Raw genomic sequence first — 14,956 nt, 5'->3', positions numbered from 1 at the left:
GGCGCGACGCGATGCCCAACGTGATCGCCACGCCCGAGATCCGCTTCGACTGCGAGGAAGAGGTCAAGTTCCCGGCGATCCAGCACGTCAAGACGAAGCTGGCGAGCCAGGGCGCCAAGGTGAACGACATCGACGGCGTGCAGGTCGACACCGAGGACGGCTGGTGGCTGCTGCGCGCCTCGAACACCCAGGCCGTGCTGGTGGCCCGCGCCGAGGCCAGCTCGGAGGACGGGCTGGAGCGGCTGAAGGGTGCGATCCGCTCGGCTCTGGACGGCTCGGGCGTCGAGGCTCCAGCCGAGTTCTGAGGTTTTCCCCGGCGTGCGGGGAGGTCAGGCGGGCAGGGACTTGAGGCCCGCCGCATCCTCGCCGCGGTGAAAGGCGATCGACATGCGGAAGCTCTGGGCGATCCGCTCGGCAAAGCCGATCACCACCGGGGCCGTGTCCGGCTCGAACACCTGCCTGGCCGTGGCCCGGAACAGGGCCAGCCAGCGCTGAAAATGCGCGTCCGACAGCTCCGGCATCAGCAGATGCGGCCGGAGCGGGCGGCCGTCATAGCGGCTGGTGCGCAGCAGCACCGACGACCAGAACGCGCACATCTTGTCCAGATGGACCGGCCAGCGCTCCGGCTGGATCCTGCCCAGGAACACCGGGCCGATCAGGTCGTCGGCACGCACGGCCCCATAGAAGCCATGGACCAGGGCGTGGATGCGCTCCTCGTCGATGCCGGGGCGGGGGATGCTGCCGAGAGCCATGGCGGGATCTTCGCTGTGACCGGAATTGCCTTTCCGGCATGTGGGCATGTCGGGGAGTGGCGCCGGTGCGGCGGATCGCAGCAGATGGACGGCACGAGACAGGTTGCAGGGACCGCGCAGTTCGGCTATCACCCGCCGCCACGGACGGTGGCGTCTTCGCCGCCGTGGCTTTTGTCGTCTCCGGAGCAGATCATGGCGAAGATGAAGACCAAGCGGAGTGCCGCGAAGCGCTTTAGCTTCACAGCCTCTGGCAAGGTCAAGCATGGTGGTGCGAATCATCGCCACTGCCTCACCGCGAAGCCCAAGAAGGCCAAGGTCAGCCATCGCGGCGGTGCCCACTATCTCGAGCGTGGCGACGCCGCTCTCGTCAAGATCATGATGCCGTACGCCTGACCCTTTATTCGATTCGGAGTTCGCTGAAATGGCGCGCGTCAGCCGGGGGGTCACCTCCCACGCCAGGACCAAGAAGGTCCTGGACCAGGTCAAGGGCCATCGCGGCCGGCGGTCTACCTGCATCCGCACCGCGATGCAGTCGATGGAGAAGGCGCTCCAGTACGCCTACCGCGACCGTCGCAACAAGAAGCGCGACTTCCGCGCTCTGTGGATCCAGCGGATCAACGCCGCGGCGCGCCAGGAAGGCATGACCTACGGCAAGCTGATCCACGGCCTGTCGCTGGCGGGCGTCGAGCTGGACCGCAAGGTGCTCTCCGACATCGCCGTGCACGATGCGGCCGCGTTTGCCGGCATCGTCGCTCAGGCGAAGGGTGCTCTGTCGGCCTGACCGCCCTGGCCCCGCAGCCGCGGGGCTCAAGGCACGGTCGGCCGATCCGACGATCGCTTCGATTGAGCGACTGCGAAGGGGCCACTCGGCCCCTTTTTGCATTTCTCCCTCCCGGACCAACGCCCCGGAACCGATCATGACCCTCGATGTCGGAAGTCTGCGCGACCAGGCCCTGGCCGCCATCGATGCCGCCGCCGACCTGCGCGCCCTGGACGAGGTGCGCGTCTCCTATCTGGGCAAGAAGGGTGCCGTCACCGGCCTGCTCAAGCAGCTGGGCGGCATGGACCCGGACAGCCGCAAGGAGGCCGGCCGGCAGATCAACGAGCTGAAGGACCGGCTCGAAGCTGCACTCGGCGAACGCAAGGCCGGGCTGCAGGCCGCGGCCCTGGAAGCCCGCCTCCAGGCCGAGCGGATCGACGTGACCCTGCCGGTGCGCGAGGAGCAGGTCGGGCGGATCCACCCGGTCAGCCAGGTCACCGACGAGATCATCGCGATCTTCGCCGAGATGGGCTTCGCGGTGGCCGAGGGACCGGACGTCGAGGACGACTTCCACAATTTCGAGGCGCTCAATCTGCCAAAGGAGCATCCCGCCCGGCAGATGCACGACACGTTCTATCTCGAAGCCGAGCAGAACGGCGCGCCGCTCCTCCTGCGCACCCATACCAGCCCGGTGCAGATCCGGACCATGCTGGCCGGCAAGCCGCCGTTCCGCATCATCGCGCCCGGCCGGACCTACCGGGTCGACAGCGATATGACCCACACCCCGATGTTCCATCAGGTGGAAGGGCTGCTGATCGACCGGCGCACCCATATGGGGCATCTCAAGGGCTGCCTGATCGACTTCGTGCGCAGCTATTTCGAGAGCGACCGGATCCCGGTCCGCTTCCGGCCGTCCTACTTCCCGTTCACTGAGCCGTCGGCCGAGATGGATATCGGCTGCAAGCGGTCGCAGGGCGAGCTGGTGGTCGGCGAGGGCAGCGACTGGCTGGAGATCCTGGGCTGCGGGATGGTCCATCCCAGGGTGCTGCGCGCGGTCAATCTCGACCCCGACGAGTGGCAGGGCTTCGCCTTCGGCATGGGGATCGACCGGGTCGCCATGCTCAAATACGGCATTCCCGACCTGCGCACCTTCTTCGAGGCCGACCTGCGCTGGCTGAAGCATTACGGCTTCATGCCGCTCGACGTTCCCACCCTGGCTGGGGGCCTGTCCCGATGAAGCTCACGCTGCCCTGGCTGAAGGAGCATCTCGACACCACGGCAGATGTCGAGACGGTCGCCAAGAAGCTCACCGATCTGGGCCTCGAGGTCGAGGATATCACCGACCCCGGCGCCGCGCTGGCTGGCTTCCAGGTGGCCGAGATTGTCGAGGTGGCGCGCCATCCGCAGGCGGACCGGCTCTCGGCGCTCAAGGTGCGCACCGCCGACGGCGTGCTGAGCGTGGTCTGCGGCGCGCAGAACGTGCGCCAGGGCCTGCGCGGCATCCTGGCGCGTCCTGGCCATGTCGTGCCGGCCACCGGCGTCACCCTGACCAAGGCCGAGATCCGCGGCGTCGCGTCCGAGGGCATGATGTGCTCCTGGCGCGAGCTGGGCCTGGGCGAGGACCATGAGGGCATCATCGACTTGGCCGGCGAGCCCGAGGTCGGCACGCCGGCGGTGGCGGCGCTCGGCATCGAGGGGCCGGTCATCGAGCTGAAGGTCACGCCCGACCGGGCCGACTGCTTCGGCGTCAACGGCATCGCCCGTGACCTGGCGGCAGCCGGGCTCGGCAGGCTGAAGTCGCGTGACTTCAGCCCGGTGGCGCCCGGTACCGACGCGGTGACCCGCACCCGCCTGGCCTTCGCGCCGGGCAATGAAAGCGCCTGTCCGCTGTTCGTGACCCGCACCATCAAGGGCGTGCGCAACGGGCCCAGCCCCGACTGGCTGCAGCGCCGGCTCACCGCGATCGGGCTCCGGCCGATCTCGGCGCTGGTGGACATCACCAACTACCTGACCTTCGACCTCTGCCGTCCGCTGCACGTGTTCGACCGGAACAAGCTGCAGGGCGACCTCGTGCTGCGCGAGGCCGAGGGCGGGGAGACGCTGGCCGGGCTGGACGGTCGCACCCATACGCTGAGCGCCGGCATGACGGTGATCTGCGACGACACCGGTGTGGTGAGCCTGGCCGGCGTGGTGGGTGGCGAGTCCACCAGCTGCGACGAGTGCACCACCGACGTGGTGCTGGAGGTGGCGCTGTTCGACCCGTTGCGCACCGCCGAGACGGGGCGTCGGCTCGGCATCGACAGCGATGCGCGCGCCCGCTTCGAGCGCGGCATCGATGCCGGGCTGGTGCTGCCGGGCACCGAGTTCGCGACCCGGCTGATCCTGGAGCTGTGCGGTGGCCGGGCGGGCCCGGTGGAGATCGCCGGCAAGGTACCGGAAGCACAGGGAAGGCTTACCTTCCATACCGCCCAGATCGGGCGGCTGGCCGGGATCACGGTCGAGCGCGACGAGATGGAGACCGGGCTGAAGGCGCTGGGCTTCGGCGTGGACGGCGGTCCCGACCTATACGAGATCACCATTCCCTCCTGGCGGCACGACGTCTCGACTGAGGCCTGCATCGTCGAGGAGGTCGCGCGCCTGCACGGCTACGACCACATCCCGCCGGTCTCGGTGCCGCGCATGGCGGCCGTGTCCGCCCAGGTGCTGACGCCTGAGCAGCGGCGCCGCTCCGACGTGCGCCGCCTGGCGGCCGCGCGCGGGCTGATGGAGGCGGTGACCTGGTCGTTCATGCCGGAAGGGCTGGCGGTGCGCTTCGGTGCCGACCAGCCGATCCGGCTGCAGAACCCGATCCATGCCGATCTCTCGGCCCTGCGGCCCTCGCTCCTGCCGAACCTGCTGGCAGCGGTCCGGCGCAATGTCGACCGGGGTTTCCGTGGCGGCGGACTGTTCGAGGTCGGCCCGCGCTTCATCGCGGCCGAGCCCGGCCGGCAGTCCTGGAACTGTGCCGGGCTGCGCTTTGGCGAGCTGCGCCAGCGCAACTGGCTGGAGAAGGTGCGCAACGTCGACGTGTTCGACATCAAGGCCGACGTGCTGGCGCTGCTGGCGGCGGCGGGCGCCAAGGTCGAGACCGCGCAGATCAGCACCGACGCGCCGGACTGGTTCCACCCGGGCCGTTCCGGCCGGGTGCGGCTGGGCCCGCAGGTGCTGGCCTCCTTTGGCGAGCTCCATCCGGGCGTACTGGCCGAGCTCGGCATCGAGCTGCCGGTGATGGCGTTCGAGTTCGACCTGGACAGCCTGCCCAAGCCGCGGGCCAGGGCCGGGCGCGGCAAGGGTGCCTTGCAGGCATCGCCTTTCCCGGCGGTGGAGCGCGACTTTGCCTTCCTGGTCGAGGAAGGGGTGACCGTGGACGCCATCCTCAAGGCGATCCGTCAGGCGGAGAAGCAGCTGGTCCGCGAGGTGTCGGTGTTCGACGTCTATCGCGGCCAGGGCGTGGAGCCGGGGAAGAAGTCGGTGGCGGTGGCCGTGCGCCTGCAGGCGCAGGACCGCACGCTCACTGAGCCGGCGATCGAGGCCGTCTCGCAGCGGATCGTGGCGAGCGTGGCCAAGGCGACCGGGGCCAGCCTGCGCGGCTGAAGCCTGAGGCCAAAGGACGCGCCGCTGGCAGGCGCGTCCTTTGGCCACCCTGTCGCCCCAGCCGCTTCGGGCTTGCCTGCCTGGCCGTGACCGGTTTGTCTGCCGGCAGGGCCGGTGCAGGGACATCCGGCTCCCGAGGATCAGGGAAGACGAGATGGCCAAGAGGCTGCGCTTCGGCATGTTCATGGCGCCGTTCCATGCGCCCGGCACCAACCCGACGCTGGCGCTCCAGCGCGACCTGGAGCTGGTCGAGCACCTGGACCGGCTGGGCTATGACGAGGCCTGGATCGGCGAGCATCATTCGGCCGGCAGCGAGCTGATCGCCTCGCCGGAGATCTTCATCGCCTCGGCGATCGAGCGCACCCGGCACATCAAGCTCGGCACCGGCGTGATCAGCCTGTCCTACCACAACCCGCTCTGGGTGGCCGAGCGGATCGTGATGCTCGACCACCTGAGCCGCGGGCGGGTGATGTTCGGCGCCGGGCCCGGTGCCCTGCCGACCGACGCGCAGATGATCGGCATCCAGCAGTCGGACACCCGCCGGCTCCTGGAAGAGAGTTTCACGGTCATCATGCAACTCCTCACCAGCGAGGAGCCGGTCACCTTCAAGAACGAGCGCTGGGACCTGCGCGAGGCCCGACTGCATCTGCGGCCCTATTCCGAGCCCCTGTTCGATGTCTGCGTCGCCGCCGCGGCCTCGCCGTCCGGCCCTCGGCTGGCCGGCCGCCATGGCGTGGGCCTGCTGGCGGTGGGCGCCACGCTGGCGGCGGGCTTCGATGCGCTGGCCCTGCACTGGGACGTGATGGAGGAGCAGGCGAAGCATTACGGCACCACCGTCGACCGGTCGAAGTGGCGTCTGGTCGGGCCGGTCCATTGCGCGCCGACCGTGGAGCAGGCCTATGCGGAGGTGCGTTACGGCATCGAGCAGTGGTTCCGCTACTTCCAGTCGGTCGCGGCCTTCCCGCAGATGGTGGTGGACGGCAACGACCCGCACGAGATGACCGAGTTCGTGAACCAGTCGGGCATCGGCGTGATCGGCACGCCCGAGATGGTGGCGGCCCAGATCGAGCGGCTGGAGCGGCAGTCCAATGGCGGCTTCGGGGCTTACCTGATGCTGGCTCATGAATGGGCCGATCCGGATGCCACCAAGCGCAGCTTCGAACTGGTGGCGCGCAACGTGATGCCGCACTTCCAGGGCCATTACCGGCCGACGATCGAGGCCACCGAGCGGGCCCGCGCGGTGCGTGGCGACTTGGCCGGCCAGCAGGCCCAGGCGGTGGAGGCGATGAAGGCCAAGTACGAGGCGGAGCGTAGCGGCCGCGGCTGAGCCCTGACAGTCTCATACCCCGGGCCATGCGTGCCCGGGGCTTGGCTTCTGGTCCGGGTCCGTGCAGATAGCACCTGCCGCGACCCAACCAGGCTGCCATGACCGACCTCGCCCGTATCCGCAACTTCGCCATCGTCGCGCATATCGACCACGGCAAGTCGACGCTCGCCGACCGCTTCATCGAGATGTGCGGCGGGCTCGACGCGCGCCAGATGACCAGCCAGGTGCTGGACAGCATGGACATCGAGCGCGAGCGCGGCATCACGATCAAGGCGCAGACCGTCCGGCTGGCCTACCGGGCCAGGGACGGTCACGACTATATCTTCAACCTGATCGACACGCCCGGCCACGTGGACTTCTCCTACGAGGTGTCGCGGTCGATGCGCGCCTGCGAGGGGGCGATCCTGCTGGTGGACGCCACCCAGGGCGTCGAGGCGCAAACGCTCGCCAATGCGTATCAGGCGATCGACGCCGACCTGGAGCTGGTCCCGGTGCTCAACAAGGTCGACCTGCCGGCCTCCGAGCCCGACCGGGTCAAGGCGCAGATCGAGGACATCATCGGCTTGGACGCCTCGGACGCGCTGATGATCTCGGCCAAGACCGGCCAGGGCGTGGACGAGGTGCTGGAGGCGGTGGTCCGCCAGATCCCGCCGCCCAAGGGCGACCCGGACGCGCCGCTGCAGGCGCTCGTCGTCGACAGCTGGTACGACCCTTATCTGGGCGTGGTGGTGCTGATCCGGATCCGCGAGGGCACCATCAGCAAGGGCACCCGCATCCAGATGATGGGCACCCGGGCGGTGCATCCGGTCGACCGGGTCGGCGTGTTCACGCCGAAGAAGGTCGAGGTGGGGTCGCTGGGGCCGGGCGAGGTGGGCTTCCTCACCGCGGGCATCAAGGAGCTGGCCGACGCCCAGGTCGGCGACACCATCACCGAGGAGCGGCGCCCCGCGACGGAGCCGCTGCCGGGCTTCCGGCCCTCGCAGCCGGTGGTGTGGTGCTCGATGTTCCCGACCGACACCGCCGAGTTCGGCAACCTGCGCGAGAGCCTGGCCAAGCTGCGCCTGAACGACGCCAGCTTCGCTTACGAGCCCGAGCAGTCCCTGGCGCTGGGGCCGGGCTTCCGCTGCGGCTTTCTGGGCCTCCTCCACCTGGAGATCGTCCAGGAGCGGCTGGACCGCGAGTTCGACCTCGACCTGATCGTCACGGCACCGTCGGTCATCTACAAGGTGCACATGACCGACGGCACCATCCACGAGATGCACAACCCGGCGGACTATCCGGACGTCACCAAGATCGACTTCATCCAGGAGCCCTGGATCAAGGCGACCATCCTGGTGCCGGACGAGTATCTGGGGGCGATCCTGTCGCTCTGCTCGGAAAAGCGCGGCCGGCAGATCGAGCTGACCTATGTCGGCAACCGGGCGATGGTGGTCTACAACCTGCCGCTGGGCGAGGTGGTCTACGACTTCTACGACCGGCTGAAGTCGCTGAGCCGCGGCTATGCCAGCTTCGACTACCAGCTGGGCGAGTACGAGCAGAGCGACCTGGTCAAGCTGTCGATCCTGATCAACGGCGATCCCGTCGACAGCCTGGCGCTGATCGTCCACCGCTCGGCGGCCGAGAACCGCGGCCGGGCCTTGTGCGAGCGGCTGAAGGAACTGATCCCGCGGCAGAACATCCAGATCGCGATCCAGGCGGCGATCGGTGCGAAGATCATCGCGCGCGAGACGATCAAGCCGTTCCGCAAGGACGTGATCGCCGGCTGCTATGGCGGCGACGTCACCCGCAAGCGCAAGCTCCTGGAGAAGCAGAAGGCGGGCAAGAAGCGGATGCGCTCGATCGGTAAGGTCGAGATCCCGCAGGCGGCCTTCCTGGCCGCGCTGAAGATGGAAGGCTGAGGGCCGGGAGCCACCTGGCCATTCCCGCGGATGCGGGGAAGCCACTGTCGGGAATCTTCCACGGCTGATCCCCCGCCTGCGCGGGGGATGACCGGGAGTGGAGCATTCGCCGGTCATTCCCGCGCAATGCCAGCACTGGCCAAGTCGCTGATATAGTTGAGGTTTTTGCCGTTCTCGGGTTCGTTTGTGCAAAAATGCCCGGCATGATCCGTTTCCGGCCTCGTCGCAGGTCCGCCTGGTCGAGCGATCAGTCTATCATGAAATGGCCGCCGGCCGCCAAGTTCGTGCGGCGGTGTCGCCGGCCTGGGCTCGCCCGGCCGGGCGGCGGCTGGTACAGGGGTGCCCCATGAGCAGCCTAGCCGACATGAAGGCCTCGGCGTCCGAAGAGGCGTCGACCGGTTTCCGCGTTCGCCCGCACAATCTGGAGGCGGAGCAGGCGGTGCTGGGCGGCATCCTGGTCGACAACGAGGCGTTCCACCGCGCGGCGGAATTCCTGACCGCCGAGCATTTCTACGAGCCGGTCCATGCCCGGATCTGGACGATCTGCCAGCAGCGGATCGAGCGCGGCCTGCTGGCCGACCCGGTGACCCTCAAGCTCCTGTTCGAGGACGACGAGGCGCTCAAGGGCATGGAGGGGGCCAAGTACCTCGCCAAGCTCGCCCGCGCCGCCGAGGCGGTGGTCGATGTCGGCCACTATGCCGAGCAGATCCACGACCTCGCCCTCAAGCGCGGCCTGATCGATGTCGGCAGCGAGGTGGTCAACCGCGCCCACGACAAGGCCGAGATGGCCTCTGGCCGCGAGCAGATCGAGGAAGCGGAGCAGAAGCTGTTCCGGCTGGCCGAGGCCGGCGCCGCGGAGGGCGGGTTCCGCCCCTTCACCAATGTCATCACCGCCGCGGTCGACCTGGTCCAGGCCGCCTTCAAGAAGGCCGGGCGGGTCACCGGCGTGCCGACCGGCCTGCAGGGCCTGGACGACAAGCTGGGCGGCCTGCAGCCGTCGGACCTGCTGATCCTGGCCGGCCGCCCCTCCATGGGCAAGACCGCGCTGGCGGTGACGATCGCCGCCAATTCCGCGGCGACGCCCATGGACGAGGACGACGAGGGCAAGCTCCATCCGGTGGGCGTGTTCTCCCTGGAGATGTCGGCCGAGCAGCTGGCCACCCGGCTCCTGTCCGCCGAGGCGCGCATCCCCTCGGACGAACTGCGCCGCGGCATGCTCGACGAGGATGCCTGGAAGCGCCTGGTGGTCGCCAGCCAGGAGCTGGCGCGGCGGCCGCTCTACATCGACGACACGCCGGCCCTCAGCATCCAGGCGGTGCGCACCCGGGCGCGGCGCCTCAAGCGCCGGTTCGGCCTGTCGGTGCTGGTGGTCGACTATCTCCAGCTCCTGCGCGGTAGCACCTCCAACCAGGCGAACCGGGTCCAGGAGGTCAGCGAGATCACCCAGGGGCTGAAGGCGATCGCCAAGGAGCTGAACATCCCCGTGCTGGCGCTCTCGCAGCTCTCCCGCGCGGTCGAGCAGCGCGAGGACAAGCGGCCGATGCTCTCCGACCTGCGCGAATCCGGCTCGATCGAGCAGGATGCCGACGTGGTGATGTTCGTGTTCCGCGAGGAATACTACCTGTCGCGCTCGGAGCCGATCCAAAGGGACGGCGAGGACCGGGACAAGTACAATACCCGGTACACCGAGTGGAAGGACCGGATGGAGAAGAGTGCCAACAAGGCTGACGTGATCGTCGCCAAGCACCGGCATGGATCGATTGGCACGGTCACTCTCCAGTTCGATGCCCAATACGGCCGCTTCCGCAATCCCGAAATGATCGACTACAGCGATGCGCCACCCTACTGACGGGCCCGCCAACCTGGACCGGCCGGTGCTCGAGGTCGACCTGGACGCGATCGTCCAGAACCGGCGGCTGATGATGCGGCTGGCGCCGGGTGCCGAGGTCGCGGGCGTGCTCAAGGCCGACGGCTACGGGCTGGGCGCGGCCCAGGTCGCGGCGGCCCTGGCCGCGGATGGCTGCCGGACCTTCTTCGTCGCCACGACGGAAGAGGCGCTGGCGCTGCGCCAGACCCAGGGGGACGCACGGATCTTCCTGCTGGGCGGGCCGGGCAGGGGAATGGAGCGCGAACTGGCCGAGGCGCGGATCCTGCCGGCCCTCAACGACCCCTCGCAGCTCGCACACTGGCGGGCGCTGGCGGGCCGGCTCGGCCGGAAGCTGCCAGCCGCGATCCAGCTCGACACCGGCATGCACCGGCTGGGCTTCGACCGGGCCGACCTGCTCGACATCGATCTTTCCGGGATCGAGCTGGTCCTGGTGATGAGCCATCTGGGCGTGGCCGACGAGCCCGCCCATCCGCTGAACGCGCAGCAGCTCCATGCCTTCGAGGAGCGGCGCGCCCTGCTGCCGCCGGCACCGGCCAGCCTCGCCGCCTCGTCCGGGATCCTCCTGGGCGAACGGTTCCGCTTCGACCTGGTCCGGCCGGGCATCGCCCTGTACGGCGCCCAGCCGGTCGCGGACTCGCCGATCGACCTGCGGCCGGTGGTGCGGCTCACCACGGCGGTGATCCAGGTCCATGAGGTTGAGGCGCCGGGTGCGGTGGGCTACGGTGCCACCCACGCCGTGAGCAGGGGCATGCGCATCGCGACCCTGCCGCTCGGCTATGCCGATGGCCTCCTGCGCGCTGCCGGCGGCAAGGTTTCCGTGAACGTGGCGGGAGTGGACGTGCCGGTCGTAGGCCGCATCTCGATGGATCTCGTCACGATCGACGTGAGTGCGCTGGGCGGCCGGGTCCGCCCCGGGACCCAGGTCGAGGTGCTGGGCGGGCCTGGTGCCGTGGAGCGCTATGCCGAGGCGGCCGGCACCATCCCCTATGAGCTGCTGGTGCGGCTGGGGCCCAGGATCGAACGTCGCTATCTCGGAGGCACCGCTTGAACCCGCTGCGCCGGATCGGTGCCGGACTGCTCGATCTCTGCCAGCAGATCGGATCGATCGCGACCTTCGCGCTGATCTCGATCGGCCGGGGCCTGGCCGGCCCCTGGTATCCGGCGCAGATCCTGCGCCAGATGATCGACATCGGCTATTACTCGCTGCCGGTGGTGGGGCTCACCGCTATCTTCACCGGCATGGTGCTGGCCCTGCAGTCCTATACCGGATTTGCCCGCTTCGAGGCGGAGTCGGCGGTCGCGACCATCGTGGTGGTGTCGCTCACCCGTGAGCTTGGACCGGTGCTGGCCGGGCTGATGGTGGCGGGCCGGGTCGGCGCGGCCATGGCCGCCGAGCTCGGCACCATGCGGGTCACCGAGCAGATCGACGCGCTCACCACGCTCTCCACCGACCCGCACCGCTACCTGATCTTCCCGCGCCTGCTGGGCGGCACGCTGATGCTGCCGCTCCTGGTGCTGGTCGCCGACATCATCGGCGTGTTCGGCGGCTTCGTGGTCGGCACCACCAAGCTGGGCTTCAGCCCCTACACCTATATCGACCAGACCCTGCAATATCTGGAAACGCAGGATGTCGTGGTGGGCCTGGTGAAGGCGGCGGTGTTCGGCTTCATCGTGACCCTGATGGGCTGCTGGAACGGCTACCAGAGCCGTGGCGGCGCCCAGGGCGTGGGTGCGGCGACCACGCGCGCGGTGGTGACCGCATCCATCATGATCCTGGTGTTCGACTACATCCTGACCGAGATCTTCTTCAGCCGATGACCGAAGCTCCCGCCAAGATCGCGATCCGCGGCCTGCACAAATCCTTCGGCTCCAAGCATGTGCTGAGGGGCGTGGACCTGGACGTGCCGGCCGGCAGCTCGGTCGTGGTGATCGGCGGCTCAGGCACCGGCAAGTCGGTCCTGCTGAAATGCATCCTGGGGATTCTCCAGGCGGATGCGGGCTCGATCAGGGTCGATGGCAGCGAGGTCGTGGGTGCCTCGGGCAGCGATCTCGAGGGGATCCGCCACAAGTTCGGCATGCTGTTCCAGGGTGGGGCGCTGTTCGATTCGCTGCCGGTCTGGGAGAATGTCAGCTTCGGCGTGCGGGCACGGCAGAAGATCGGCCGGGACGAGGCCAGGCGGATCGCGGTCGAGAACCTGGAGAAGGTGGGCCTGGCGGCGGATGTCGCCGACCTGATGCCGGCCGAGCTCTCGGGGGGCATGCAGAAGCGCGTGGGTCTCGCCCGGGCGGTGGCGCTCCAGCCGGAGATCCTGTTCTTCGACGAGCCGACCACGGGCCTGGACCCGATCATGGCCGATGTCATCAACAATCTGATCCGCTCGCTCACCCGGGCGATGGGCGCTACCGCGCTCTCGATCACCCATGACATGGCGTCGGTGCGCAAGATCGCGGACTATGTCGCCATGCTCTACGAGGGCAGGGTGATCTGGTACGGGCGAGTCGAGGATCTCGACCGCTCGGGCAATGATTTCGTCGACCAGTTCATCCACGGCCGCGCCGAGGGGCCGATCACGGTGGGGACCCGCTGAGCCCGGCCGGCTCGAGCTTGCGGCGAGGAGCCTGATGGCACGCATCGAACGCCGCTTCGTCTGCCAGTCCTGCGGGGCGGTGACGTCGCGCTGGCACGGCCGCTGCGACGATTGCGGCGCATGGGACAGCTTCGTCGAGGAGACCGTCCAGCCCAAGGGTACCGGCAGTGCGGCTGCCACGCGCACGCGCGGCCGCCGGGTGGAACTGGTGGGCTTGAGCGGTGCCGCCACGGCACCGCCCAGGATCGGCTCGGGCATCGACGAGCTCGACCGGGCGCTGGGAGGCGGGCTGGTGCCGGCCTCGGCCCTGCTGATCGGCGGCGATCCCGGGATCGGCAAGTCGACCCTGGTGCTGCAGGCGGGCGCCGGGCTCGCCCGTGCCGGGCGGCGGGTGGTCTATGTCACCGGCGAGGAGTCGATCGACCAGGTGCGGCTGCGCGCCCATCGCCTGGGCGTCACCGACAGCAAGATGGAGCTGGCCGCGGAGAACGCGGTGGCCGACATCCTGACGACGCTCGCGGCAGGGCCCGCACCGGACCTGCTGATCGTCGACTCGATCCAGACCATGTTCACCCAGGGCTTCGACCAGGCGCCGGGCACGGTGACCCAGCTGCGCGCGTCCACCGACGCCCTGATCCGCTTCGCCAAGACCCGGCAGACGGCGGTGCTGCTGGTGGGCCATGTCACCAAGGAGGGGCAGATCGCGGGGCCCCGCGTCCTGGAGCACATGGTCGACACCGTGCTCTATTTCGAGGGCGAGCGCGGCCACCAGTTCCGCATCCTGCGCGCGGTCAAGAACCGGTTCGGCCCGGCCAACGAGATCGGGGTGTTCGAGATGCAGGAGGCGGGCCTGGTGCCGGTCACCAACCCCTCGGCCTTGTTCCTGTCCGAGCGCGAGGAGGGACTGGCCGGCTCCGCGGTCTATGCCGGGATCGAGGGCAGCCGCCCGGTGCTGCTGGAGATCCAGGCGCTGGTCGGCAACGTGGCGCCGGGCAGCCCCAGGCGCGCGGTGGTCGGCTGGGACAACAACCGGCTGGCGATGCTGCTGGCGGTGCTGGAGGCGCGCTGCGGCCTGGAGCTGTCCGGTCGCGACGTCTACCTGAACGTCGCGGGCGGGCTGCGGATCGCCGAGCCGGCCGCCGACATGGCGGTGGCGGCGGCCCTGATCGGCTCGCTCCTGGACCGTCCCGGGCCGGAGAAGGCGGTGTTCTTCGGCGAGGTGGGCTTGGGCGGTGAGGTGCGCAGCGTCACCCAGAGCGAGCTGCGCATCCGCGAAGCGGCCAAGCTCGGCTTCACGGAGGTGGTGGCGCCGCCCGGCGCTGCCGGGAAGGCCACCCCGGTCGCGGTGACGCCGATCCGGCGGGTGGGGGATCTGGTGGCGATGTTCTCGCCCGCAGCCGTGCCGGGACGGCGGCCGCGGGTCCGGACCGGAGTGGATTGATGGGCAGCCTTCCTGAACTGACCGCGTTCGATCTGGGCGTGATCGCGGTCGTGCTGGTGTCCGCGGTGCTCGCACTGGCGCGCGGCTTCGTGCGCGAACTGATGACGCTGCTCACCTGGGGCGGTGCGGTGCTGACCGCCTTGTGGCTGTGGACGCCGGTCCGCGAGATCGTGGCCGGAGCCGTGGCGCAGAGCCTGGTGGTCGACGCGATCACGGCGGTCCTTGTGTTTCTGGTTCCGCTCATCATTTACAAACTCGTCGCGTCGATGCTGGTAAGAGGCGTCGACGAGAGTGCCTTGTCCGGGATCGACCGGCTGCTGGGCCTGGTGTTCGGCGTCTTCCGTGGCGTGCTGGTGGTGGCGATCGTTTATCTGGTCGCCGTCCGCCTGGTGCCGATCGAGGACCATCCGGCCTGGGTCCAGAACGCCTGGCTCCTGCCCGAGGTGCAGACCGCGGCGCTGGTGCTGGACGGCATGCTGCCCGCGGAGTTCGCGGAACGAAGCTTGGATGCGCTCGAAAAAGGGGCCGGAACCATGCAGGATCTGGCCGACCCGCGTCGCCTCCTGGACGGGCAGCCGTCCGGGTCGACGGGCGAGCAAGGTTACGGCGCTGCCTCACGGTCGGCGATGGAGCGGCTGGTCGAGCAGCAGGAAAGCGAGTGAGTAGGCC

Annotated in this window: 13 protein-coding genes and 1 pseudogene; 13 read left to right on the top strand and 1 reads right to left on the bottom strand. The window is 69.1% G+C overall.

The genetic code is table 11. The features are described 5' to 3' along the window. Positions 1-305, top strand: a pseudogene (locus tag VNS22_RS23175) (phosphomannomutase); the annotation flags it as partial. A 24-nt stretch (positions 306-329) separates the two neighbouring features. Here the strand turns inward: VNS22_RS23175 and VNS22_RS23170 are convergent. Further along, complete coding sequence (locus VNS22_RS23170) at positions 330-752, bottom strand: group III truncated hemoglobin (protein ID WP_325736712.1); 423 nt, start codon at positions 750-752, stop codon at positions 330-332. Between the two features lie 84 nt (positions 753-836). Here VNS22_RS23170 and rpmI point away from each other — a divergent pair, with 84 nt between their 5' ends. From rpmI to VNS22_RS23110, 12 genes are all read left to right on the top strand, one after another. Then, positions 837-1,145 (top strand): 50S ribosomal protein L35, encoded by a 309-nt coding sequence (gene rpmI / locus VNS22_RS23165; protein ID WP_325736710.1) that lies wholly within the window; start codon positions 837-839, stop codon positions 1,143-1,145. Positions 1,146-1,173: 28 nt separating this feature from the next. Next, positions 1,174-1,533, top strand: a complete 360-nt coding sequence (gene rplT / locus VNS22_RS23160) for a 50S ribosomal protein L20 (RefSeq protein ID WP_325736708.1) — start codon at positions 1,174-1,176, stop codon at positions 1,531-1,533. 136 nt (positions 1,534-1,669) lie between these two features. After that, positions 1,670-2,749, top strand: a complete 1,080-nt coding sequence (gene pheS, locus VNS22_RS23155) for a phenylalanine--tRNA ligase subunit alpha (protein ID WP_325736706.1) — start codon at positions 1,670-1,672, stop codon at positions 2,747-2,749. Beyond that, positions 2,746-5,145 (top strand): phenylalanine--tRNA ligase subunit beta, encoded by a 2,400-nt coding sequence (pheT, locus tag VNS22_RS23150; RefSeq protein ID WP_325736705.1) that lies wholly within the window; start codon positions 2,746-2,748, stop codon positions 5,143-5,145. The genes pheS and pheT overlap by 4 nt, the downstream gene beginning before the upstream one ends. Positions 5,146-5,299: 154 nt before the next feature. Next, on the top strand, positions 5,300-6,472 hold the full coding sequence (locus tag VNS22_RS23145; RefSeq protein WP_325736703.1) for an LLM class flavin-dependent oxidoreductase: 1,173 nt from the start codon (positions 5,300-5,302) through the stop codon (positions 6,470-6,472). Between the two features lie 98 nt (positions 6,473-6,570). Next, entirely contained in the window at positions 6,571-8,370 is a 1,800-nt protein-coding gene (lepA, locus tag VNS22_RS23140) for a translation elongation factor 4 (RefSeq protein WP_325736701.1), read from the top strand. Positions 8,371-8,716: 346 nt separating this feature from the next. After that, a complete protein-coding gene (locus tag VNS22_RS23135) occupies positions 8,717-10,219 on the top strand; it encodes a replicative DNA helicase (protein ID WP_325736699.1) in 1,503 nt (500 codons plus the stop codon). Further along, positions 10,203-11,306 carry an alanine racemase gene (gene alr, locus VNS22_RS23130; RefSeq protein ID WP_325736697.1) on the top strand — a complete coding sequence of 368 codons (1,104 nt, stop codon included), beginning with the start codon at positions 10,203-10,205 and terminating at the stop codon, positions 11,304-11,306. The genes VNS22_RS23135 and alr overlap by 17 nt, the downstream gene beginning before the upstream one ends. A gap of 56 nt (positions 11,307-11,362) precedes the next feature. Beyond that, on the top strand, positions 11,363-12,076 hold the full coding sequence (locus VNS22_RS23125) for an MlaE family ABC transporter permease (RefSeq protein ID WP_414653419.1): 714 nt from the start codon (positions 11,363-11,365) through the stop codon (positions 12,074-12,076). After that, the gene (locus VNS22_RS23120; protein WP_325736693.1) at positions 12,073-12,846 is read left to right on the top strand and encodes an ABC transporter ATP-binding protein; all 774 of its coding nucleotides are present in this window, start codon (positions 12,073-12,075) and stop codon (positions 12,844-12,846) included. The genes VNS22_RS23125 and VNS22_RS23120 overlap by 4 nt, the downstream gene beginning before the upstream one ends. A 34-nt stretch (positions 12,847-12,880) precedes the next feature. Next, the gene (gene radA, locus VNS22_RS23115) at positions 12,881-14,287 is read left to right on the top strand and encodes a DNA repair protein RadA (protein ID WP_325736691.1); all 1,407 of its coding nucleotides are present in this window, start codon (positions 12,881-12,883) and stop codon (positions 14,285-14,287) included. Beyond that, positions 14,287-14,949 carry a CvpA family protein gene (locus VNS22_RS23110; protein WP_325736689.1) on the top strand — a complete coding sequence of 221 codons (663 nt, stop codon included), beginning with the start codon at positions 14,287-14,289 and terminating at the stop codon, positions 14,947-14,949. The genes radA and VNS22_RS23110 overlap by 1 nt, the downstream gene beginning before the upstream one ends. Positions 14,950-14,956 lie beyond the last annotated feature (7 nt).

This window comes from Geminicoccus sp., from assembly GCF_035556675.1.
GTDB lineage: Bacteria > Pseudomonadota > Alphaproteobacteria > Geminicoccales > Geminicoccaceae > Geminicoccus.
Note: the sequence above shows the minus strand (reverse complement) of the source record. Positions and strands in the feature narration are given on the sequence as shown.